General features: G+C 69.9%; 21 protein-coding genes. 7 read left to right on the top strand and 14 right to left on the bottom strand.

Features of this window, described 5'->3' with window-relative positions; genetic code table 11:
- Positions 1-3: 3 nt before the first annotated feature.
- From ACODTB_RS02570 to ACODTB_RS02560, 3 genes are read left to right on the top strand one after another with little or no spacing between them, the layout of a single operon-like run.
- On the top strand, positions 4-831 hold the full coding sequence (locus tag ACODTB_RS02570) for a class I SAM-dependent methyltransferase (protein ID WP_291115304.1): 828 nt from the start codon (positions 4-6) through the stop codon (positions 829-831).
- Positions 832-884: 53 nt separating this feature from the next.
- The gene (locus ACODTB_RS02565) at positions 885-2,183 is read left to right on the top strand and encodes an NAD(P)/FAD-dependent oxidoreductase (protein WP_291115302.1); all 1,299 of its coding nucleotides are present in this window, start codon (positions 885-887) and stop codon (positions 2,181-2,183) included.
- Between the two features lie 20 nt (positions 2,184-2,203).
- Positions 2,204-2,677: an EVE domain-containing protein gene (locus tag ACODTB_RS02560; protein WP_291115300.1), complete on the top strand. Its 474-nt coding sequence runs from the start codon at positions 2,204-2,206 to the stop codon at positions 2,675-2,677.
- 6 nt (positions 2,678-2,683) lie between these two features.
- Here ACODTB_RS02560 and ACODTB_RS02555 read toward each other — a convergent pair whose 3' ends face one another.
- A complete protein-coding gene (locus ACODTB_RS02555; protein WP_488929087.1) occupies positions 2,684-3,643 on the bottom strand; it encodes a formylglycine-generating enzyme family protein in 960 nt (319 codons plus the stop codon).
- A gap of 107 nt (positions 3,644-3,750) precedes the next feature.
- A complete protein-coding gene (locus ACODTB_RS02550) occupies positions 3,751-4,137 on the bottom strand; it encodes a YkvA family protein (RefSeq protein ID WP_291115296.1) in 387 nt (128 codons plus the stop codon).
- Positions 4,138-4,292: 155 nt separating this feature from the next.
- Here ACODTB_RS02550 and ACODTB_RS02545 point away from each other — a divergent pair, with 155 nt between their 5' ends.
- Positions 4,293-4,691 carry a hypothetical protein gene (locus ACODTB_RS02545; protein ID WP_291115295.1) on the top strand — a complete coding sequence of 133 codons (399 nt, stop codon included), beginning with the start codon at positions 4,293-4,295 and terminating at the stop codon, positions 4,689-4,691.
- Positions 4,692-4,749: 58 nt separating this feature from the next.
- On the opposite strand, the gene ACODTB_RS02540 is transcribed toward ACODTB_RS02545, so the two are convergent.
- From ACODTB_RS02540 to ACODTB_RS02515, 6 genes are all read right to left on the bottom strand, one after another.
- On the bottom strand, positions 4,750-5,370 hold the full coding sequence (locus ACODTB_RS02540) for a LysE family translocator (protein WP_291115293.1): 621 nt from the start codon (positions 5,368-5,370) through the stop codon (positions 4,750-4,752).
- Between the two features lie 26 nt (positions 5,371-5,396).
- Positions 5,397-8,498 carry an error-prone DNA polymerase gene (locus ACODTB_RS02535; RefSeq protein ID WP_291115291.1) on the bottom strand — a complete coding sequence of 1,034 codons (3,102 nt, stop codon included), beginning with the start codon at positions 8,496-8,498 and terminating at the stop codon, positions 5,397-5,399.
- Complete coding sequence (locus ACODTB_RS02530) at positions 8,495-9,802, bottom strand: Y-family DNA polymerase (protein ID WP_291115289.1); 1,308 nt, start codon at positions 9,800-9,802, stop codon at positions 8,495-8,497. Before ACODTB_RS02530 ends, ACODTB_RS02535 begins: the two co-directional genes overlap by 4 nt.
- Positions 9,747-10,565, bottom strand: coding sequence for a translesion DNA synthesis-associated protein ImuA (gene imuA, locus ACODTB_RS02525; protein ID WP_291115288.1), 819 nt, complete (start codon positions 10,563-10,565; stop codon positions 9,747-9,749). Before imuA ends, ACODTB_RS02530 begins: the two co-directional genes overlap by 56 nt.
- Positions 10,566-10,700: 135 nt before the next feature.
- Positions 10,701-11,891, bottom strand: a complete 1,191-nt coding sequence (locus tag ACODTB_RS02520; RefSeq protein WP_488929086.1) for an aminotransferase-like domain-containing protein — start codon at positions 11,889-11,891, stop codon at positions 10,701-10,703.
- Positions 11,892-11,970: 79 nt separating this feature from the next.
- The gene (locus ACODTB_RS02515) at positions 11,971-12,276 is read right to left on the bottom strand and encodes a DUF2917 domain-containing protein (RefSeq protein ID WP_291115287.1); all 306 of its coding nucleotides are present in this window, start codon (positions 12,274-12,276) and stop codon (positions 11,971-11,973) included.
- Positions 12,277-12,359: 83 nt separating this feature from the next.
- On the opposite strand from ACODTB_RS02515, the gene ACODTB_RS02510 reads away from it, so the two are divergent.
- From ACODTB_RS02510 to ACODTB_RS02500, 3 genes are all read left to right on the top strand, one after another.
- Positions 12,360-13,310 carry a LysR substrate-binding domain-containing protein gene (locus ACODTB_RS02510; RefSeq protein WP_291115286.1) on the top strand — a complete coding sequence of 317 codons (951 nt, stop codon included), beginning with the start codon at positions 12,360-12,362 and terminating at the stop codon, positions 13,308-13,310.
- Positions 13,311-13,326: 16 nt separating this feature from the next.
- Positions 13,327-13,965 carry an endonuclease III gene (gene nth / locus ACODTB_RS02505; RefSeq protein WP_488929075.1) on the top strand — a complete coding sequence of 213 codons (639 nt, stop codon included), beginning with the start codon at positions 13,327-13,329 and terminating at the stop codon, positions 13,963-13,965.
- A gap of 119 nt (positions 13,966-14,084) precedes the next feature.
- Positions 14,085-14,897: a phosphate/phosphite/phosphonate ABC transporter substrate-binding protein gene (locus ACODTB_RS02500; protein WP_291111260.1), complete on the top strand. Its 813-nt coding sequence runs from the start codon at positions 14,085-14,087 to the stop codon at positions 14,895-14,897.
- A 12-nt stretch (positions 14,898-14,909) separates the two neighbouring features.
- Here ACODTB_RS02500 and ACODTB_RS02495 read toward each other — a convergent pair whose 3' ends face one another.
- From ACODTB_RS02495 to cbiB, 6 genes are read right to left on the bottom strand one after another with little or no spacing between them, the layout of a single operon-like run.
- Positions 14,910-15,461, bottom strand: coding sequence for a histidine phosphatase family protein (locus tag ACODTB_RS02495; protein ID WP_291111262.1), 552 nt, complete (start codon positions 15,459-15,461; stop codon positions 14,910-14,912).
- A complete protein-coding gene (locus ACODTB_RS02490) occupies positions 15,458-16,270 on the bottom strand; it encodes an adenosylcobinamide-GDP ribazoletransferase (RefSeq protein WP_291111264.1) in 813 nt (270 codons plus the stop codon). The genes ACODTB_RS02495 and ACODTB_RS02490 overlap by 4 nt, the downstream gene beginning before the upstream one ends.
- Before the next feature lies 1 nt (position 16,271).
- Positions 16,272-17,318, bottom strand: a complete 1,047-nt coding sequence (gene cobT / locus ACODTB_RS02485; protein ID WP_291111266.1) for a nicotinate-nucleotide--dimethylbenzimidazole phosphoribosyltransferase — start codon at positions 17,316-17,318, stop codon at positions 16,272-16,274.
- 1 nt (position 17,319) lies between these two features.
- On the bottom strand, positions 17,320-18,855 hold the full coding sequence (locus tag ACODTB_RS02480) for a cobyric acid synthase (protein WP_291111268.1): 1,536 nt from the start codon (positions 18,853-18,855) through the stop codon (positions 17,320-17,322).
- Positions 18,852-19,844, bottom strand: a complete 993-nt coding sequence (locus tag ACODTB_RS02475; RefSeq protein WP_291111270.1) for an aminotransferase class I/II-fold pyridoxal phosphate-dependent enzyme — start codon at positions 19,842-19,844, stop codon at positions 18,852-18,854. The genes ACODTB_RS02480 and ACODTB_RS02475 overlap by 4 nt, the downstream gene beginning before the upstream one ends.
- Positions 19,841-20,797: an adenosylcobinamide-phosphate synthase CbiB gene (gene cbiB / locus ACODTB_RS02470; protein WP_291111272.1), complete on the bottom strand. Its 957-nt coding sequence runs from the start codon at positions 20,795-20,797 to the stop codon at positions 19,841-19,843. The genes ACODTB_RS02475 and cbiB overlap by 4 nt, the downstream gene beginning before the upstream one ends.
- Positions 20,798-20,801: the final 4 nt, after the last annotated feature.

Genomic DNA, 20,801 nt, shown 5'->3' with positions numbered 1-20,801 from the left:
ACCATGGACGCGCGCCTTCAACGCCGCGTGCAGCGCTACGGCTGGGACCTGGCCGCGGACGGCTACGAGGCGCTGTGGCAGGACCAGTTGGCGCCCGCCCAGGCTCGCCTGCTGGAGCGCATGGCGCTGCAAACCGGTGAACACGTGCTCGACGTGGCCTGCGGCACCGGCCTGGTCGCCCTGCGCGCCGCGCACAGCGTGGGGCCGCAGGGCCAGGTGATCGGGGTCGACCTCTCGGAGCGCATGGTGCAGGCCGCCGAGCGCCGCGCGCGGGCCGCCGGGCAGCGGCACATGCGCTGGGAGCGCATGGACGCGGAACAGCTGGCGCTGGCCGATGCCAGCCTGGACGCCGCGCTGTGCGCCTTCGGCCTCATGTACCTGCCCGAACCCGAGCAGGCTTTGAAGGAACTGGTGCGCGTGCTGCACCCGGGCGGCCGCCTGGGGTTGGCGGTGTGGGGCGAGCGAGCGCGCTGCGGCTGGTCGGCGCTGTTTCCCATCGTCGATGCCGAAGTGACCACCGAAGTCTGCCCGCTGTTCTTCCGCCTCGGCCAGGGCGACGCGCTGGCGCGGCTGTGCGGCCAGGCCGGCGCGACCGGCCTGCGGACCGAGCGCCTGAACACCACCCTGCACTACGCCAGCGGCGACGAAGCCTGCCGCGCCGCCTTCGCCGGCGGCCCGGTGGCGCTGGCCTGGTCGCGCTTTGGCGACGAGGCGCGCGCGCGGGCCTGCGCCCGCTACCTCGACGCGCTCGCGCCCTGGCGCAGCGGCGCCGGCTACGCGGTGCCGGCCGAGTTCGTGCTCGTGACCGGCCACAAGCCCGAGCGAAGCTGAGGGAGGGCCGCGTCGTCTACAGTGGACGCCGATCTTCCACTGGGACGAAAAGAATGCACACAAGAATCGTGATCGTGGGTGGCGGCGCGGGCGGCCTGGAACTGGCCTGCAAACTCGGGCGCAAGCTCGGCGCGGAGCAGGTCACCCTGGTCGACCAGCAGCTCTTCCACATCTGGAAACCCTCGCTGCACGAAGTCGCCGCCGGCACGCTGGACATCCACCAGGAAGGCCTGTCGTACGAAATGCTCGCGCACGACAACCGCTTCACCTTCTGCTTCGGTGCCATGACCGCGCTCGATGCCACCGGCAAGACCCTCACCGTGGCGCCCATCACCGACGAAACCGGCGAGGAACTCATCCCCGAGCGCACCCTGCCCTTCGACCAGTTGGTGATCGCGGTCGGCAGCACGGCCAACCACTTCAACGTGCCCGGCGCGGCCGAACACACGCTCTCGCTCAACCGCCCGGCCGACGCCGAACACTTCCGCCTGCGCATGCTCAAGCTGCTCACGGCGGCCGAACTGCGCAAGAGCGCGGGCTCGCAAGCCCAGGTGCGCGTGGTCATCATCGGCGGCGGCGCCACCGGCGTGGAACTCGCGGCCGAGCTGCGCGAAGCCAGCGTGGTGCACTCGCGCTACGGCTTTCGCCGGCTCGACCCGCACCGCGACGTGCAGATCACCCTGCTCGAAGGCGCGGCCCGCATCCTCGCGCCGCTGCCCGAAAAAGTGTCCACCGCCGCCGCGCAGCTGCTGCGCGAACGCCACGTCACCATCGAAACCAACTGCCGCGTCGCGCGCATCACGTCCGAGCTGGTGGAAGACGCCACCGGCCGCGTGTTTGCGGCCGACATCGTGGTCTGGGCCGCCGGCATCAAGGCCCCCGACGTGCTGGGCACCCTCGGCCTGCCCACCACCCGCGCCGGCCTGCTGGAGGTGGAAGGCAACCTGCTGGTGAAAGGCCAGTCCGACCTCTACGCGCTGGGTGATTGCGCCGCCTGCCCCACGGCCGATGGTGGCTTCGTTCCCCCGCGCGCCCAAGCCGCGCACCAGCAGGCCAGCTACCTCGTTGACGCGCTGCTGCGCCGCGCCAGCGACCGGCCCGCGGGCACCCGGCCCTACGTCTACAAGGACCACGGCTCGCTGGTTTCGCTGGGCACGCAGACCTCGGTCGGCAACCTCATGGGCAACCTGTTCCGCTCCACCTGGTACGTGCAAGGCATGTTCGCCCGCATGATGTACGTGAGCCTGCACCTGATGCACCACCAGGCCGTGCTCGGCACCCTGCGCACCGGCGTGCTGGCGGTGGCGCGCTTCCTCGTGAAGCGGGCGACGCCGCTGGTGAAGCTGCATTGAGGCAGGGAAAGGACACCACCATGACCCAATACTGGCTGATGAAATCCGAGCCCGACGAGTGCTCGATCGACGACGCGCTCGCCGCCCCGAAAGCCACCGTGCCCTGGACCGGGGTGCGCAACTACCAGGCCCGCAACTTCATGCGCGACGGCATGCAGGTCGGCGACGGCGTGCTGTTCTACCACTCCAGCTGCCCCGAGCCGGGCATCGCCGGCATCGCGCGCGTGGCCTCCACCACGCGGCCTGATCCCACGCAGTTCGACGCCAAATCACCCTATTTCGACGCCGCGTCGAAACCCGACGCGCCGCGCTGGCTGCTGCTGGACGTGCAGGCCCTGCGCAAGACGCGGCTGATCGGACTGCCCGAGTTGCGCGACACGCCCGAGCTGGCCGACATGGTGGTGCTCAAGCGCGGCAACCGGCTCTCGATCACACCGGTGAGCCCGGAGCACTGGAGTCTCATCACCGACCAGCTGGCCGGCGATCGAAAGTAACGCCGTTCAACGAGAAGCTTCGCGCACCAGGCGGATGCCCACCAGCGTGTAACGCGTCTGCACCGTGTTCCAGTTGCGGAACGCGCACCGCGTGTACAAGGGCCAGGTGTGCCAGGAGCCGCCTCGGCGCACCTTCACCGCGCCATCGGCCGGGCCCGTCGGGTCGTCCATGGGCGACTGCGCGTAGTAGTCGTCCCCATGCCAGTCCGATACCCACTCCCACACATTGCCATGCATGTCGTGCAGGCCAAAGGCGTTCGCGGTGTAGACGCCCACGGGCGCCGTGAACGCATGGCCATCGCGGCCGGGCACCGCCCGATCGCGCCAGGCCGGCCAGTTCACGGCGGCGTCTTCATCGAACGTGTTGCCCACCCCGATCAGCCCCGCCGGGTCGTCGCCATGCTGGTAGCGGCCCGTGCCGCCGGCGCGGCACGCGTACTCCCACTCGGCCTCCGTCGGCAGGCGGTAGGTGCGGCCCTCCTGCTGTGACAGCCAGCGGGCCAGCGCGACCGCGTCGTTCCAGGTGACGTTCACCACCGGGTGGTCGTCGCCCTGCGCGAAGCCAGGGTTCTGCCAGGAGTAGCGCGGGGATCGCCCCTCGAACGCATCGCGCCGGGGGCTGGTGGCGGGGTCGTAGGCCGGGTTGTAACCATAGCCCCCGGTGCCATCCGCGACCGATTCGGGCACATGGCCCGAGCGTTGCAGGAACACCCGGAACTGACCCACCGTGATCTCGTGGCGGCTCATCTCGAAGGGCTTGGTGATGCGCACTCGGTGCACCGGGGCTTCGTCCGACAGGCCCTCGAAGCGGGACCGCTCCAGCCCGGGATAGGCCACGGCCAGCGCCGACACCGGTTCGTCGCTGCCCATCAGGAACTCGCCCGCGGGCACCCGGATGAACGCAATGCCGAGGGAATCGGTGGTGGCGGTGGGCGGCGGCACAACACAGCCTGTCAGCAGCACCATCCCCGCCAACGATGCCCATCGCCACAGGACGGCGGCACCTGCAGAGTGAACGTGTTCGGTGCGGGTCATCGGGGTCAAGGCAGGCATGGGCAGAGGCTCCGCGAGGGTCATCGAACAAGCCAGACGAACGCGGCCGCGCCCAGGGCCATCCAGATGCCGACCACCATCAGCATCCCCAGTCGGCTGCGGGGTCTGGCGCCCCTGGTCTCCATCCACCGGTCCGCTTCGCGACGGCATTCCTGAAGCACATCGGAAGGCAGGAGCTTGATAGCCAGCAAGATCAAGACCGGCAACAGCAGCACGTCGTCGATGTAGCCGAGCACGGGAATGAAATCAGGAATCAGGTCGATGGGACTCAGCGCGTAGGCCACCACGAAGATGCCCAGTGCCTTCGCATGCCAGGGCGTGCGCGGGTGTTTGCCGGCCAACCACAGGGTCATGCCATCGCGCCTGGTGCGCTTCGCCCAGGCTTTGAGGTTTCCACCGAAGTTCATGGGTTCGAGGCGTCCTTTCAGCCATCTCTCTTTGAGCATGCCATCGTAGCCCGGGAAGCTTCTTCTCCTACACGGCTCGGCGCGCTTTTCCTACGGAGGGCACGCAGCCGCAGGGCGAAGATGAAGTTTCTCGAAACCCTCAGGAGATGAAAACCATGTACATCAAGACACTCACTGCCATCACCCTGTGCGCCGCCTCTGCCATCGCATCGGCCCAGGCCATGACCAAGGCCGAATACGACGCGGCCAAAGACCGCGTGGAGATGAACTACAAGACCGCGAAGAAGTCGTGCGATGCCCTCAAGGACAACGCCAAGGACATTTGCGAAGTCGAAGCCAAGGGCAAGGAAAAGGTCGAGAAGGCCGAGCTGGAGCACAAGTACAAGGCCACGCTGGGCAACGCCCGCAAGCTTGAGGAGGTCAAGGCGGACACCACCTACGACCTCGCCAAGGAAAAATGCGAAGACCAGGCCGGCGACGCCCAGAAGGTGTGCAAGGCGGACGCCAAGGCAGTTCACGACCGCGCCGTGAAGGCCGCCAAGGAAAAGACTTAAACCGCTTCTCCCATCGCGCAAACCGCCCTTCGGGGCGGTTTTTTTGTGAGCTGCCCCCTCAGCCGCGCAACGGCAGCGCCAGCCCGATGGCCACGAAGATGCCGCCACAGACCTGGTTGAAGCGCTTGCCCACGCGGCGCAGCCAGGGGCTGATGCGCGCGGCCATGCCGGCGATGAACAGCTCGGTGATGGCCTCGACCAGCGCGAAGGTGCCGGCCATGATCAGGAACTGCAGCAGCAGGCTGCGGTGCGGGTCGATGAACTGCGGCAGGAAGGCCGCGAAGAACAGGATGCCCTTGGGGTTGGTGACGGCGGACAGGGCACCCTGCCGGAACAGCGAGGCGCCTGAGCGCGCCGGCCCGGCCCGGTCGTCCTGGGTGAGCTGCACGCCCACGGGCGGTGAGCGCCAGACCTGGATGCCCAGCCACACGAGGTACGCGCCACCGAGCCACTTCAGCGCGGTGAGCCACACCAGCGAGGTCTGCAGCAGCGCGCCGATGCCGAACATGGACAGCGCGATGACGGCCACGAAGCCCAGCGTGCCGCCGAAGATGGTGAACAGCGTTTTGCGCTGGCCGTGCAGCACGCCGTGCGTGAGCGCGAGCAGGCCGTTGGGGCCGGGCGAGAGGGACAGGCCGGCCGCCGCCAGGAGGTAGATGAGCCAAGTATCGAGGTTCATGCGGGCGATCCTAGCGCCGATGGGCTTCAATGGAAATCCCGGCTGACGGTGGACAGGCCGTTGAGCAAGGGCGTGAGGTCTTCGAGGTGGCCGGCGATGAGGTTGCGCACCTCGCCCTCGCGCTGCCACACACCACGCACGGCCAGCAGGCGCGCGCCGGTGAGCACGGCGCGCTGGCGCTCGCGGATGCGTTGCCACACGATGACCTGCACCACGCCGGTTTCGTCCTCCAGGCTCACGAACACCACGCCCGAGGAGGTGCCGGGCTGCTGGCGCAGGGTGACGATGCCGCAGTGGCGCACCAGACGGCCATTGGGTGCGTCCTGAAGTTGTTCGGCGGTCATGCACCGGCGCCTGGCGAGCTCCTCACGCAGCAGGGCGAGCGGGTGGCGGCGCAGGGTGAGGCCGGTGCTGGCGTAGTCCCACACGATGGCCTCGCCTTCGGGTGCGGCGGGCAAGGCCAGCGGGGCCTCCTCCACCGGCGCGCCTTTGAGCAGCGCCGGCGCTGAGCGCAGCGCGGCGGCGTCCCACACCTGCTGGCGGCGGTGGCCGCTCAGGCCCCCGAGGGCATCGGCGGCAGCCAGCGCTTTCATCTGCGGCTGGTCCAGGCTGGCGCGGCGCGCGAGGTCTTGCGCGTTGCGCAAGGCTTGTTGCGCGCGCGCCCGCACGATGCGCTCGGCCGCCTCCTGGCCGATGCCACTGACCAGGCGCAGGCCCAGCCGCACCGCGCCGTCGGCTTCGATCGTGCTGTCGCGGTCGCTGTGCATCACGTCCACCGGCCGCACGACCACGCCGTGGCGTTTCGCGTCCTGCACCAGCTGGCTGGGCGTGTAGAAACCCAGCGGCTGGCTGTTGAGCAGCGCGGTGAGGAACTCGGCGGGGTGGTGGCATTTGATCCACGCGCTCACATAGACCAGCAGCGCGAAGCTGGCGGCGTGGCTTTCGGGGAAACCGTAGCTGGAGAAGCCTTTGATCTGCTCGAAGATGCTCTGGGCGAATTCAAGTTCGTAGCCCCGGTCGGTCATGCCTTTGACCAGCCGCTCCTCGTATTTCTGCACATGGCCGTGGCGCTTCCAGGCGGCCATGGCGCGGCGCAACTGGTCGGACTCATCGGGTGTGAAACCGGCGGCCAACACGGCGATCTGCATGCATTGCTCCTGGAAGATGGGCACGCCCAGTGTCCGCCCCAATGCTTCTTTCAGCTCAGGCCCTGGATAGCTCACCTCCTCTTTTTTCTGTCGCCGCTTCAGATAGGGGTGCACCGCGCCACCCTGGATGGGCCCGGGCCGCACCAGCGCAACCTCGATGACGAGGTCGTAGTAACAGCCCGGCCGCAGGCGCGGCAGCATGCTCATCTGCGCGCGGCTCTCGATCTGGAACACACCCACGGTGTCGGCGGCGCAGATCATGTCGTAGGTGGGCTTGTCGTCCGGGGTCGCGTCTTCCAGTTCGAAAGTGCGCCCCTCTTTCTGGCCGATCAGCGCCATGGCCTTGCGCAAGGCCGTGAGCATGCCCAGTGCGAGCACGTCCACCTTGAGCATCTTCAAGGCATCGAGATCGTCCTTGTCCCATTCGATAACGGTGCGCCCTGCCATGGCGGCGTTCTCGATGGGCACCAGGCGCGAAAGCGGCAGTTGCGTCAGCACGAAACCGCCGGTGTGCTGTGAGAGGTGGCGCGGAAAACCCATCAGTGTGGAGGTGTGTTCCAGCAGTTGACGCACCTTCAGGTCTTCCGGGTCAAGGCCGGCTTCCTGCAACCGCTCGACGGCGATGCCATGTCCGTCCCACCAGCGCGACTGTTGGGCCAGCACGTTCAGCGAGCCCTCTTCGAAGCCCAGCGCCTTGCCCACGTCTCGCAGAGCGCTGCGGGGCCGATAGCTGATGACGGTGGCGGTGAGCGCGGCGCGCTCTCGTCCGTACTTCTCGTAAAGGTACTGGATGACGTCTTCGCGGCGCTCGTGCTCGAAGTCGACATCGATGTCGGGCGGCTCGTCGCGTTCGCGCGAGATGAAGCGTTCGAACAGCAGACCGGTCAAATCGGGGTTCACTGCGGTGATGCCCAGGCAGTAGCAGACCACGCTGTTGGCCGCCGAACCACGCCCCTGGCACAGGATGTTTTGCGAACGCGCAAAGGCGACGATGTCGTACACCGTCAGGAAGTAGTGCTCGTACCGCTTGAAGGCAATGAGTTCGAGCTCATGCTCGATCTGCTGCGCATTTTTGGGGCTGATTCCGCCCGGCCATTTCTGCTGGGCACCCTCCTCGGTCAACCGCCGCAGGTAACTCTGTGGCGTCTCCCCTGCGGGAATCACCTCGCTCGGGTACTGGTAGCTCAACTCATCGAGCGAGAAGTCGCAGCGCCCGACCACCGCCAGCGTTTCCGCCAGCAGCTCAGCGGGGTAGAGGCTGCCCAGCGTCGAACGCAGGCGCAAGCGCTGCTCGGCATTGGGCTCCAGCGCAAAACCACATTCGGTGAGTGGTTTGCCAATGCGGATCGCGGTGAGCACGTCGTGCAGGGGTTTGCGCGAGCGCACGTGCATGCGCACGTCACCCACAGCCACCAGCGGCACGGCGGTGAGCGCGCTGCTCTGGCGCAGCTGGTGCAACCGCATTTCGTCGTCGAAGCGGCAGAGCTGTTCCACGCCGAGCCAGCAACGGCCACGGAAATTCCACAGCAGCCAACGGGCGATGGTGTCCATCTGGCCTTGATCGCAAGCGGTGTCGGGCACCGCGATCACCACGCAGTCGGTCAGGGCTTCGGCGTCGATGTCGCCGATCGTCAGCCGGTAGGTGCCCTTTTTGGGCGAGGCACGACGAAGGCGGGTGATGAACTCGCAGAGGTTGCCGTAGCCGTCGAGGTGGCAGGCCAGCACGACGAGGGTGAACGGCGCATCGCAACGCACCCGGAACTGGCTGCCGATCAGCAAAGGCAATCGATGTTTCTTCGCGGCCACGTGCGCGCGCACCACGCCGGCGAGCGAACACTCGTCCACCATCGCCAGGGCGCGGTACCCCAGTTCCACCGCGCGCTCGACCAGTTCCTCCGGGTGGCTGGCGCCTTGCAGAAAGCTGAAGTTGGAGAGACACCGCAGCTCGGCGTAGTCGGGAAGAGCGGCCGTCGTGTTCATGCAAAGTGCCCATGCAGGTACCAGGCAGGGGCATCGTGCAGGCGGGTCTGGAACACCCACACCACGCCGGCCTCGGCGGACAGGGCCACCCAGTAGTCGCGCACCACGTGGTGCATGCGGTCTTCGCCGTCCACCCGGTCCCACCAACCGCCTTCCACGCGCTGCGGCCCGAGCAGCAGCACCAGACGGCCGTGGTAGACCGGGCGCTCGTCCTGCACCAGCAGGCGCAGCGGCACCGGCAGCAGAAAGCCGGGCTGGGGCAGCCCGGTGCCGGGCGCGCCCTGGCGCGGCAAGGGCAGCGCGGCCGGCTGCCAGCGGCACATCCATTCGGGGCGGTGGTCTTCGCGCAGCACCGGGCGCAGCACCCGCTGCGGCCCCAGGCGGGCGGACAGCCGCTCCAGCACCAGGCCCAGCTGTTCGCCCTGGCGCACGATGTCGGGCAGCAGCGAGGCGCTCACGTCGTGCAGGGGCCGCACCTCGGTGGCCACCAGCACCAGGTCGCCCACGGGCGCGAGCAGTTTCACGCGCGCCAGGTGCTCACCCAGCAAGCGGCAGAGGTGTTCGATGTCGCGCGTGGGCTCGGCGGTGCGGATGGTGATCTCGCCGCCCTCGCCCGCCGCGCGAGCACGCATCGCGTCGTGTGCCCAGCGCAGCGTGAAGGCGGTGACGCCCGCGCGCCGCGCGGCCAGCCAGCCGCTGAGCACGCGCAGCAGGCGCCGCGCGCCGAACAGCAGGGCCGGCGCCTGCTCCACGCGGGCCATGAGTTCGAGCCGCTCTTCAAAATGCTCGGGCAGCGCCACCCAGTCGTGCGCCTCGGGCACCGTCCCATAGGCTTGGTCGAGCGCCCGCAGCAGTTGCGCGTCGAAACGTCGGGCAATGCCGCCACGTGGCAGCGCGCGCACATCGCCCAGCGTGCGGCAGCCGATGTGTTCGAGCGTGAGCCGGTGCGGCTGCACCGCGCTCAGCGTGTCCATGGGCAGGGTGTCGAGCAGCGCGGCCAGCGGGCGCTGGAAACCGTTCTCGATGCCGGCGCGCGCCAGCGCGAGCGCGGCCAGGCCATTGGGCGCCCAGGCCAGCTGCGCCACGCCGAGTTCGCGGGCCTCACCCCACACGCGGTCGCGCAGGGCCCGCCGGCCGCCGAACAGGCGCGCGCTGGCCGCCACCTCCATGAGCACGGCTTCGTCGGCCAAGGCCACGCGAGGTGTGAACTGCAAGGCCCAGGTCGCCAGCGCGCGCTGCGGCGCGGCCTCAGTGGGCGGTGCGGTGCCGGTGCTCGGGCTGGGCAGCAGGGCGGACCACAACATGGTCGTTCTCTCGACGGTGCAACCACCGGCTGGGCTCGCGCAGCCGGGGCGGAAGGACGGCGGCCAGACTGGCGGGGACCGAGGGCAGGTGCAGGGTCTCGTCCAACGGCGGGCCCTTGCGCTTGGCAATGCGCAGGTGCAGTTCCCAGTCCACCCCCACGCAGGCCTGCACGCGCAGCGGCGCGGCCGAGGACTCGCCCAGGGCATGCATGGGCCGGCACACGAAGACCGGCGACTCGAAGCCGGTGGCGAGCACCTGCAGCCGGCGGATCTGCTCTGCCCTCGCCCGCGGCAGCCAGGCGACGATCGCGCCGCCGGCCTGGGCCTTGATGAGCTGCTCGGCCGACCACAGGCGCTCGGCCGCTGTGTCGGCCTGCACCCAGACCAGTTGGCGCTCGTCGAGGCCTTCGAAGCGCAGGCCGGGCAGGTGCGGCGCCAGCGGTGGGCCGATCACCACCACCGCCTGCCCGGCGGCACAGACCTGGCGCAGCGCCGGCCCGAGCAGGCGCCATTCCAGCGTGCCGCTGTGCGGGGTGAGGATTTCGGTCAGCCCATGGCCGGGCCAGCCACCGCCAGGCAACTGCGCGTCCAGCGCGGCGAAGCCGCTGGGCCACACCGCCGAGACCGGCGCGCCGAGCTGGTCACCCCGCCACAGCGCCGCGGCCACGGCCGCCGGCAGGCCACCAGCGGGCGGCGGCGCCGGGCGAACGGGTGTGGGGGCCGGGGACGGATCGTCCTCCTGCCAGGAAACGGCGGGCAGCATGGCGGGATGGATGCGCGGGGAAAATGGGCAGCTTCAAAATACTGTATCTCCGTACAGTACATGAAAGCCCAACCCCTGTCCAGCCAAGGCGTGGGAGACCCTTCAACAGGGTCTGGCAGGTTGGCCCTGGGGGCATCAGACCGCCTGGCCCAGGCGCCCGATCCCTTCCTCGATCTTCTCCAGCCCCACGGTGGCGAAGGACAGGCGCAGCGTCGCGTGGTCGGGGTTGCGCGCGAAGAACGGCGCGCCTGGCACGAAGGCCACGCCTTTTTCGATCGCGCGCCTGGCCAGCTCTCCGCCGTCCTTCACCTTGCCACCGGCCCCCGTGAGGCTGGCCCAGACGAACAGGCCGCCCTGCGGTTGCACGAAGTCGATCGCATCGCCCAGCTCGCGGCGCAGGGCGTTGCCCATGGTGGTGGCGCGCTCGGCGTAGACCTTGCGCACCTTGTCCAGCGTGGCGGGCATGCGGCCGGCCTTGAGGTATTGCGCGGCGGTGGCCTGGGCGAAGGTGCTGGTGTGGGCGTCGCTGAACTGCTTGCACATGGTGGCCTTGGCCAGCAGCTCGGCCGGGCCCACCATCCAGCCCACGCGCAGGCCGGGGCTGAGCACCTTGCTCAGGGAGCCGCAGTGCACCAGGCGCTCGCGGCTGCCGGGCACGGTGGGGCTGAGCGCGAGCAGGCTGGGCGGCGGGGCCGCGCCGAAGTAGAGGTCGCCGTAGGGGTCGTCTTCCACGATCAGCGTGTCGTGCTTCACCGCCATCTCCAGCACCTGCTTGCGCCGCTCCAGGCTGAGCAGGCCGCCGCTGGGGTTGCCGAAGGTGGGGATGAGGTAGACGAACTTGGGCTTGTGTTCGGCGATGAGTTTTTCCAGTTCGTCGGTCTTCACGCCGTCGCCGTCCACCGGCGCGCTGATGAGTTCGGCACCGTAGAGGCGGAAGCATTGGATGGTGGCGAGGAAGGTCGGGCCTTCGACGATGACCTTGTCGCCGGGCGAGATCAGCGTCTTGCCCAGCAGGTCCAGGCCCTGCTGGCTGCCGGTGGTGACGATGAGGTCGTTCGCGCCCACGTCCTTCGCGCCCTTGCTGGCCATGAAGGCGGCGAGCTGTTCGCGCAGGGGCTGGTAGCCCTCCGTGGCGCCGTACTGCAGCGCACCGCCGGCCTCTTCGGTCAGCGCGGCGTTCACCGCTTCGCGGATCCCGTCCACGTCGAACATCGCGCTGTCGGGAAAGCCGCCGGCAAAGCTGATGATGCCGGGCTTGCCCAGCAGCTTGAAGAGTTCGCGGATGGCGGAGGTTTCGACGTTGTTGAGGCGGTCGGCGAAGGGAATGGTGAAGGGCATGGTGGCGATTTCCGAGAGGTCGTGGTGGACAACGGCCTCCATTCTCGCGCACCGGCGTGGGGCGTCCTCAGGCGGAGGCCAGACCGCGCGCGTGGCGCCGGGGCAGCCAGTTCCAGCGCGAGGCGGTGGCGCGCCGCGCGCAGGGCAGCGGCTCCAGCCGCAGCACGGCGGTCTGCAGGGCGTAGGCGATCACGCGGTGGTGCGGTTGGGTGACGAAGGCGTCGCCCGCGTTGAGGATCACGTCCTGCTGGTCGTGGTCCAGCGTGATCCAGACGCTGCCTTCGCGGCAGACCAGGCGCAAGGCGCCCGAGGGGATGGCCTTCACCGCCCGGTGGGGCATGTTCAGGTCCACGGTCAAGGTGTCGGTTGTCATGGAACACTCCTTTCGCATCAGGGATGTGCATGACTGTACGGAGCCTCCCTATACTGCACAAACGTTCATTTCGAATGCTTCGCATGCCATTCAAGAATGTGAAAACCGGCGCCGAACGGCTCCCGCTGCCACGCTCGCAGATGCTGCGGCTGGACCTGCTGCCCTGCTTCGATGCGGCGGCGCGCACGCTGAGCTTCACGCTGGCCGCGCAGGAACTCAACCTCACGCAATCGGCCGTGAGCCGGCAGATCCAGCTGCTCGAAGACAGCCTGGGCACGCCGCTGTTCGAGCGGCGGCACCGCGCGCTGGTCTTGACCGAGGCCGGCGAGGTGATGCAGCGGGCCACGCGCGATGCGCTGGAGCGGCTGCGCGACGCCTCGGCGCGCGTGCGCCCCGGCCCGCGCCTGCGCCAGGTCGCCATGACCTGCACACAGGGTTTCGCTTCGCTCTGGCTGATTCCCCGCCTGGCCCGCTTCGCCGCCGACCATCCCCTGGTGGACGTGCGCATCTCCGCCACGATGGACATGATGGACCTGGAGCGCCATCGGCTGGACGTGGCGGTGCGCTTCGTGCCGTCCAGCGCCGGCCGCGGGCGGGCGCTGTTCGAAGAAGTGGTGCAGCCCCTGTGCGCGCCGTCCCTGCTGCGCCAGCCAGGCGCGCCGCTGCGCCAGCCCGCCGACCTGGCCCACCACACGCTGCTGACCGTGGAAAGACCCGCCGGTCATGCCATCACCTCGGACTGGGACCCCTGGTTCCAGGTGATGGGCCTGCAGGACATGCGCATGAAGAACGCCATGCACTTCACCCAGTACGCCGACGCGGTGGCCGCCGCCGTGGCCGGCCAGGGGGTGGTGATCGGCCGGTTGCCGCTGCTGCAGTCGCTGCTGGACAAGAAGCAACTGGTGGCGCCCTTTCGCAGCGGGGGCGCGGCCACACGCCGGGGGTATTACGTGGAAGTGGCGGAGCACGCGCACGACAACCCCGACGCGCTGGACTTCGCGAACTGGCTGCGCGCCGAGGCCGAGCGCGGCTGAGCGAGAATCCCAGCCCATGACGCCCACCCAGATCGAAGCTTTTTTCGCCACGCTCCAGGCCGCCAACCCCACCCCGCAGACCGAGCTGGAGTACACCAGCGTGTTCGAACTGCTCGCCGCCGTGCTGCTCTCGGCGCAGGCGACCGACGTGGGCGTCAACAAGGCCACGCGCAAGCTGTTCCCGGTGGCTAACACGCCGCAGGCCATCCTCGACCTGGGGCTGGAAGGGCTGGAGGGGTACATCAAGACCATCGGCCTGTACCGCAGCAAGGCCAAGCACCTGATGCAGACCTGCCGCATGCTGGTGGAACAGCACGGTGGCGAGGTGCCCGGCACGCGCGAGGCGCTCGAGGCCCTGCCCGGCGTGGGCCGCAAGACCGCCAACGTGGTGCTCAACGTGGCCTTCGGCGAACCCACCATGGCGGTGGACACGCACATCTTCCGCGTGAGCAACCGCACCGGCCTGGCGCCGGGCAAGACGCCGCTGGCGGTGGAGCTGCAGCTGATGAAGCGCGTGCCGCCCGCCTACGCGGTGGACTCGCACCACTGGCTGATCCTGCACGGGCGCTACGTGTGCCAGGCGCGCAAGCCGCTGTGCCCGCGCTGCGCGGTGATCGCCTGCTGCGATTTCAGGGAAAAGACCCTCGTTCTCTGAGCCGCCCGCTCGGGCGCACTGCCGTCCAGGCGTGCTGAATGTCACGTTCGTCGCCAGGGTCGAGGCGCACACCTTTGGTGCATCTAGGATGAACTCTTTCCATCCAGGGGAATATCAGAATGAAATCATTGTTTGCGCGCAGCGTGCTGGCCCTGTCGCTGTGCGCGGGATCGGCCCAGGCCAAAGACCTCATCCTCGCCATCAGCGAAGGCACGTCCGGCGGCACCGACCATGCGCGCGTGATCGCCAAGTACCAGGGCCTGGCCGATGCCATCGGCAAGAGCATCAACCAGAAGGTGAACGTGGTGTTCATCCGCGAGTTCTCCTCGCTCGAAGAGGGCATGAAGGAGCGGCGCTTCGCCCTGGCCATGGCGCGGCCGAGCGACTTCCCGGCCCGGGGCATGCGCGACTACGGCTACCGCTATGTGGCCTCGGCCAAGCCCGACGGGCAGTGCCTGATCGTCGTGCCCAAGGAATCGGCGTACAGGACGGTGGCCGACATCAAGGGCAAGCGTCTGGTGCTGCCCGAGCCGGCGGCCTACATGGCCAAGTTCTGCGCTTCGGCCCTGCGCGACGCGGGCATCGACATCGGCAAGGAGAACGTGCAGCGCGTGCGCGAACAGGGCGCGGTGCCGTTCTACCTCACCAACAAGTTCGCCGACGTGGGCGGCGTGGCCTCGTACTCGGGGGTGGCCAAGTCGCTGGACAAGAGCGGCCACCGCGTGCTGCACACCAGCGTGTCGCAGCCCTACTTTCCGCTGATCGTGGACCGCGATTTCACCCCGGCCCAGATCGACGCCATGCAGAAGGCCCTGATCGCCCTGCCTGACAACGAAGCCGGGCAGGCGGTGCTCAAAAGCGTGGGCATCCAGGCCTTCGACACCAGCACCGAGAAGAAGCTGCGCGAGCTGCTGGGCTGGCTCGGGCTGTAGGCGCTCCTCCGATCAGAGTTCGACCGTCACCCACCCGCCCGGCTCGGGCGCGTCCTTGGGCCACTCGGCCGCTTCGCGGATATGCACACCCTGGGCCAGGATGTGCCGCACCGCGCGGATCACGCCGGCGTGGGTGATCCAGAGCACGTCGGTGCTGGTCGCGGGCCGCAGCTCGCCCAGCGCGGCGGCCACGCGGTAGAGCAGCATCTGCGTGCTCTCGACACCGCCGAAGCGGTGGTGCGCGAAGTCGGCCATCCAGGCGTCGAAGGCCTCGGGTGGCACGGCGTCCCAGCGCTGCAACTCCCAGACACCGAAGTCCATTTCGTTGAGCCGCGTGTCGATGCGCGCGGCGCCCAGGTCGCTGCGCTCGGCCTGCAGCGCGGCCGCGAGCTGCTGCGCGCGCAACAGGCCCGACACCCACACCGGCGTGCCCGGCGGCAGCAAGGGCGAGACTGCCATGGCCGCTTCCCGCGTGAGCGCGGCATGGGCCGGCACGTCGCTCGACCCATAACACAGGCCCGGGCCCAGCATCACCGGGGCATGCCGCAGCAGCCAGAGTTTCATGCGAGCACCGGCAGCGCCAAGGCCAGCCCCAGGTAGAACAACAGCTCGCCCACCTGCTGCGTGGCGCCCAGGCCATCGCCGGTGAAGCCCTGCAGGCGGCGCTGCAGCAGGCGCCACATCCAGACCAGCCCAACCAAGGACCCCAGCACGCCAGGCCCCCAGGGTGCCCCTGGCAGCAGCCACCACGCCAGCACCATCGCCAGCGCCCACCAGACCAGGCCGGCGATCAGGCCGGCGTTGGACAGGCTCTCGGCCAGCGGCTTGCTCTTGGACTGCGGCGTGTCCCCCACGTGCGGCAGCGTGCGGATCACGAACAGGGGCAAGGTCCGCGAGGTGACGTGCGCGGCGAACAGCGCCACCACCGCCAGCCACCCGCTGCCCTGCGCCAGCAGCACGAGCAGCGCCACCTTGGTGAGCAGCACCAGCACCAGCGCGATGGCGCCGTAGCTGCCGATGCGCGAGTCCTTCATGATCTCCAGCGCGCGCTCGCGCTGCGCGCTGCCGCCCAGGCCGTCGGCCAGGTCCGCCAGGCCGTCTTCGTGGAAGGCGCCGGTGAGCATCACGCTGAACACGGTGCTGAGCACCACCGCCACCCACAGCGCGGCAGGCACCGGCGGCAGCAGCGCGAGCAGGCCCCACAGCACCGCCGCCGTGAGCCCGCCCACCACCCAGCCCACGCCGGGAAAATGCGCCGCGCTCGCGCGCAGCATGGCCGGGCTGAAGCCCACCCAGGCGGCCAGCCGCCCCGTCACCGGGATGCGGGTGAAGAACTGGAGGGCCAGCAGGAAGTGGCGGGCGAACGTGGTCATGTCAGTGGCGCGCGGGGGTGGCCTCGTCCTGGCGCGACACGCCGGCCGATTCGAAGCTGGCCATCTCGCGCAGCAGCGCGCAGGCGCTCACCAGCAGGGGCCAGGCCAGCGCGGCGCCCGAGCCTTCGCCCAGGCGCAGGCCCAGGTCGAGCAGCGGCACGGCCTTGAGGTGCGCGAGCATCAGCGCGTGGCCGCGCTCGCCCGAGCAGTGCGCAAACACGCAGCGCTGCAGCACGTGGGGTTGCAGGTGCGCGGCCACCAGCACGGCGGCGGTGGCAATGAAGCCATCGACCAGGATCACGCGCCGTTCTTCGGCCGCCTGCAGCACCGCGCCGGTGAGCGTGGCGATCTCGAAACCGCCGAAGGCGGCCAGCGCGTCCAGCGGCGCGGTGGCCTCGGCATGGCGCGCCAGCACTTCGCGCAGGATGCCGATCTTGCGCTGCACCGCCGCCGCGTCCAGGCCGGTGCCGGCGCCGGTGACGTCGGCCACATCCAGCCCGGCCAGGCGCGCCAGCAGCATCGACGCCGACGAGGTGTTGCCGATGCCCATTTCGCCCAGCAGCAGCGCGTTGCCCGGCAGGCCGCGCAGCACCTCGCGCCCGTTCTCGATGGCTTGCGCGCATTGGGCCGCGCTCATGGCGGGGCCGTCGAGCGCGTCGGCCGTGCCGGGCGCGACCTTGCGGATGAACAGGCCTTCGCGCGCCGCGAAGTCGTGCCGCACGCCGCAGTCCACCACGTTCAGGCCGATGCCGTGCTGGCGCGCCAGCACGCTCACCGCCGCGCCACCGGCGAGGAAGTTCTCGACCATCTGCCAGGTCACGTCGCTCGGAAAGGCCGACACGCCGCGCGCGGCCAGGCCGTGGTCGGCCGCGCACACCAGCATCTGCGGCGCGCGCAGCTCGGGCCGCTCGGTGCCCAGGATCAGGCCGATGCGCTGCGCCAGGGTTTCCAGGCGGCCCAGCGAGCCCACGGGTTTGGTCTTGCTGTCCAGCGCGCGCTGCAGCGCTTGAGCGAGCTCGGGTTGGGTGATGTCGGTGAGGGGATTCATGTCAGTTCCCGATGAGTTGGTCGAGCACGCGAGGCTCGATGTGGGTGGCAAGGAAATCGGCCAGGCCGTCGAACACGGTCTCCAGCGTGGGCGCGGTGGCACCGAACAGCGCGTGCAGCACGCGCGGGTCTTCGAACAGGCCGTGCAGGTAGACGCCGAGCACGTTGCCCTGCGCGTTCTGCCAACCCAGGCCGGCGGGCAGCGCCTCGCGCGCCAGGTCGCCGGCGGCGGCCATGGCCGCGTGCGGCAGCGTCTGGCCGTGGTGGATCTCGTAGCCCGCTGCGTCCACATCCGAGAGCGCGGCCCACACCCCGGTGAGGCGGCCGAAGCGGGCCTGCGTGTGTCGCACGGTCTTCTGCGGCTCGAACTGCGTCACCAGCGGCAGCAAGCCCAGGCCGGGCGCATTGCCGTCGATGCCATGCGTGTCGATCAGCGCCTCGCCCAGCATCTGCAGGCCGCCGCACACCCCCAGCACCGCCCCGCCCCGCGCGGCATGCGCGGCGATGGCACGGTCCAGCCCTTGCGACCGCAGCCAGGCGAGATCGGATGCGGTGGCCTTGCTGCCGGGCAGCACGATCCAGTCGGCCCCGGCGCAATCGGCCGGGGCGCGCGCCCACACCAGGCGCACGCCAGGCACGTTCTTGAGCGGCTGGAATTCGTCGAGGTTGCTGATGCGCGGGTAGGCGATCACCGCGATCGTTTTGTGGACGGCGCCCGAGGCGCGCGTGCGGTCGTCGAACACACCGTCTTCTTCCGGCAGGCCGTGCTGCCACCACATCGGCAGCACCGCCACCGTGGGCACGCCGGTCAGTTCCTCCAGCTGTTGCGGCGCGGGCGCCAGCAGGCTGGCGTCGCCCCGGAACTTGTTGAGCACGAAGCCGTGGATGAGCGCGCGCTCCTCGGGTGGCAGCAAGGCCCAGGTGCCGTAGAGGTGGGCGAAAGCGCCGCCCCGGTCGATGTCGGTCACGAGCAGGCAGCGCGCCTGCGCGTGCAGGGCCACGCGCATGTTCACGATGTCGCTGGCGTGCAGGTTGATCTCGGCCGGCGAGCCCGCGCCTTCGATCACCACCACGTCGTTCTCCTCGCGCAGCGCATCGAGCGCGGCGGCGATCTGCGGCCACACATGCAGGCTGCGCCCGCGCCAGGGCATGCCGGACAGGGCTTCGTTCACCTGCCCCAGCAGCACCACCTGACTGCGTGTGTCGGCCTCGGGCTTGAGCAGCAGCGGGTTCATGCGCACCTCGGGCTCGGCGCGCGCGGCGAGGGCCTGAAAATACTGCGCCGAACCGATCTCCCCGCCAAGCCCCCGATTTTCCGCCGGGCCGCCCCAAGGAAAATCAGCCCCCTCGGGGGGCAGCGACCCGCGCGAGCGGTGGAGCGTGGGGGCAACAACCCGGGCGTTGTTGCTCATGTTCTGCGCCTTGAACGGCGCCACCCTCAGGCCCTGGCGCGCGTAGTGACGGCACAGGGCGGTGGTGAGCCAGCTCTTGCCCGCGCCGCTGGTCGTGCCCAGCACCATCACGCAACGCGCCGTCATGCCACGCGCTCCTCTTGCGCCGCCAGGGCCGCGCGCAAGGCCGCCTGCGCCTCGGGTGGCTGGGCACTCAGGCGCCATTGGCCGGGCAGGCCGAACGAGTTGGCATCGCGCAGCTTGATGCCTTGCGAGCGCAGGGACGGGGCGTCGAGTGTCTGCGGTGGCTCGGCACAGAAATAAGGTGCGTCGCTGGCTTGCACGGCCCACCCCAGGCTGGCCAGCAAGGCCCGCAGGTCGCCCGTCCAACGGGCCAATGTGGGCCGGGTCTGCGCCACCCAGGCCTGCGCGTCTGGTGATGTCCAGGCTTCGAGCAGGGCCACGCCGTGCGCGCCGAGCGGCCACGAAGGCGCAAGCCGATCGAGCGAGCGCGCCATGTTTTCCCCGCCCACCGGGGCGATGGCGTAGCTGCCGCGCACCCCCGTGAGGCCCAGCGCCTTGTTGGGGGTCCAGAGCTGCCAGACCCGGTCCAGGGCCGCCGGGTCGAGGCTGCCCTGCCCGCTCAGGCGCAGGGGGTCGTAGGCGCGGTCCAGCACGACCGTGGCAGCGCCCGACGCCGCCACGGCGCGCGCCCGGGGCTCGGCCTGGCCCAGCGGGCTGGCCGGCTCGCACAGCCAGGCCAGATCGGCCTGGGCCGGGTCCGGCGTGCGCTCCAGCCGCCAGGCACTGGCCGCGCGGGCGTAGTCGCCGTAGGCCAGCGCGGGCAGCCAGACGCGCCGGCCGCCTTCGCGCGCCACCCAGGCGGTGATGCGGCCGATGAATTCGCTGGCGCTGCCGGCGATCACGATGCGCTCGACCGCCACCGCGTGGAAGGCCGCGAGCGATGCGCGCAAGGCGGTGTAGGCCGGGTCGGGGTAGTGCCGCGCATCGGCCCGCAGCACCCTGGCCTGCGCGGAGGGACAGGGCCCGCAGGCGTTGGCGTTGGTGGAGAAGTCCCAGGTCGGCACGCCCAGCGCGTCGGGGCCTCCGTGGAAAGTCGACTGTGCGTGCGTCATGCGGTGTTCCCCCAGGCGAACGTGGCCCACAACACGGCCGCGGCTGCCAATGCTTGTACCACCCCGCCCGCCAGTTGCAGGGCCCGCGCGGTATCGGTGGCCTGCGGGCTGCGGCCCTCGGCATTCAATGTATAGATACCCGGTTTGCCCAGGCGCACATTCAGCGCGAGCGCCATCGCGGCCATGGGCCAGCCGCTGTTGGGCGACGGTGTGCGGCGCGCCTGCGCCGGCAGCGCGCGCCAGCCCCGGAAAGCGCCCAGAAAACCCAGCAGGACCCCGGTGAGGCGCGCGGGCAACCACGAGAGCGCATCGTCGGCGCGCGCCGCCCATTTGCCGGCCCAGGTCCAGTCGCGGCCCTGGCGCTCGCCCCGGTAGCCCCACATGGCGTCGGCGGTGTTGGCGAAGCGGTAGAGCGCCGCGCCCGGCAGGCCGGCGATGGCGAACCAGAACAGCGGCGCCACCACCGAGTCGTTGAGGTTTTCGGCCAGCGATTCGATGGCGCTTTCGCGCACCTGCGCCTCGTCCAGCGCGCTCACGTCGCGGCTCACCAGCCAGCCCAGGCGCTCGCGCCCCGCCGCCAGGGAGTCGCCCAGCGCCGCTTCGACCGCGACCACCTCCTCACGCAGCATGCGCCACGCCAGCAGGGGCTTGAGCAGCAGACCCGTGACAAGGACTTGCAACCACACCGGCCCACCGCTCACGAACCGCATCAGCGCGAAGGCAATGGCGACCACCAGCAGCGCGCCGGCCATCCAGGCCAAGGCACCGAGCACGAATGGCCGCACGGTGCCGGCGGGTGCGCCCCAGGCCGGCGCGATGCGCGGGCCCAGCACCCCGAGGTAGCGCCCCATCCCCACCACCGGGTGCCAGCGCGCGGGCGGCTCGCCCCAGCAACGGTCCACCAGCAGGGCCACCAGAATGGCCGCCGGCGCCAGAAAAGAAGGAAGGTCCATCGGG

It is taken from the genome of Hydrogenophaga sp. FG152 (assembly GCF_057809615.1).
This window is presented reverse-complemented; position numbering and strand designations above follow the sequence as displayed.

Bases quoted from the DNA above. Each gene is read 5' to 3' on its own strand.
- ACODTB_RS02570 (WP_291115304.1), top strand. From the start codon at position 4: ATGGACGCGCGCCTTCAACGCCGCGTGCAGCGCTACGGCTGGGACCTG.
- ACODTB_RS02565 (WP_291115302.1), top strand. From the start codon at position 885: ATGCACACAAGAATCGTGATCGTGGGTGGCGGCGCGGGCGGCCTGGAA.
- ACODTB_RS02560 (WP_291115300.1), top strand. From the start codon at position 2,204: ATGACCCAATACTGGCTGATGAAATCCGAGCCCGACGAGTGCTCGATC.
- ACODTB_RS02555 (WP_488929087.1), bottom strand. From the start codon at position 3,643: ATGGTGCTGCTGACAGGCTGTGTTGTGCCGCCGCCCACCGCCACCACC.
- ACODTB_RS02550 (WP_291115296.1), bottom strand. From the start codon at position 4,137: ATGAACTTCGGTGGAAACCTCAAAGCCTGGGCGAAGCGCACCAGGCGC.
- ACODTB_RS02545 (WP_291115295.1), top strand. From the start codon at position 4,293: ATGTACATCAAGACACTCACTGCCATCACCCTGTGCGCCGCCTCTGCC.
- ACODTB_RS02540 (WP_291115293.1), bottom strand. From the start codon at position 5,370: ATGAACCTCGATACTTGGCTCATCTACCTCCTGGCGGCGGCCGGCCTG.
- ACODTB_RS02535 (WP_291115291.1), bottom strand. From the start codon at position 8,498: ATGAACACGACGGCCGCTCTTCCCGACTACGCCGAGCTGCGGTGTCTC.
- ACODTB_RS02530 (WP_291115289.1), bottom strand. From the start codon at position 9,802: ATGTTGTGGTCCGCCCTGCTGCCCAGCCCGAGCACCGGCACCGCACCG.
- imuA (WP_291115288.1), bottom strand. From the start codon at position 10,565: ATGCTGCCCGCCGTTTCCTGGCAGGAGGACGATCCGTCCCCGGCCCCC.
- ACODTB_RS02515 (WP_291115287.1), bottom strand. From the start codon at position 12,276: ATGACAACCGACACCTTGACCGTGGACCTGAACATGCCCCACCGGGCG.
- ACODTB_RS02510 (WP_291115286.1), top strand. From the start codon at position 12,360: ATGCCATTCAAGAATGTGAAAACCGGCGCCGAACGGCTCCCGCTGCCA.
- nth (WP_488929075.1), top strand. From the start codon at position 13,327: ATGACGCCCACCCAGATCGAAGCTTTTTTCGCCACGCTCCAGGCCGCC.
- ACODTB_RS02500 (WP_291111260.1), top strand. From the start codon at position 14,085: ATGAAATCATTGTTTGCGCGCAGCGTGCTGGCCCTGTCGCTGTGCGCG.
- ACODTB_RS02495 (WP_291111262.1), bottom strand. From the start codon at position 15,461: ATGAAACTCTGGCTGCTGCGGCATGCCCCGGTGATGCTGGGCCCGGGC.
- ACODTB_RS02490 (WP_291111264.1), bottom strand. From the start codon at position 16,270: ATGACCACGTTCGCCCGCCACTTCCTGCTGGCCCTCCAGTTCTTCACC.
- cobT (WP_291111266.1), bottom strand. From the start codon at position 17,318: ATGAATCCCCTCACCGACATCACCCAACCCGAGCTCGCTCAAGCGCTG.
- ACODTB_RS02480 (WP_291111268.1), bottom strand. From the start codon at position 18,855: ATGACGGCGCGTTGCGTGATGGTGCTGGGCACGACCAGCGGCGCGGGC.
- ACODTB_RS02475 (WP_291111270.1), bottom strand. From the start codon at position 19,844: ATGACGCACGCACAGTCGACTTTCCACGGAGGCCCCGACGCGCTGGGC.
- cbiB (WP_291111272.1), bottom strand. From the start codon at position 20,797: ATGGACCTTCCTTCTTTTCTGGCGCCGGCGGCCATTCTGGTGGCCCTG.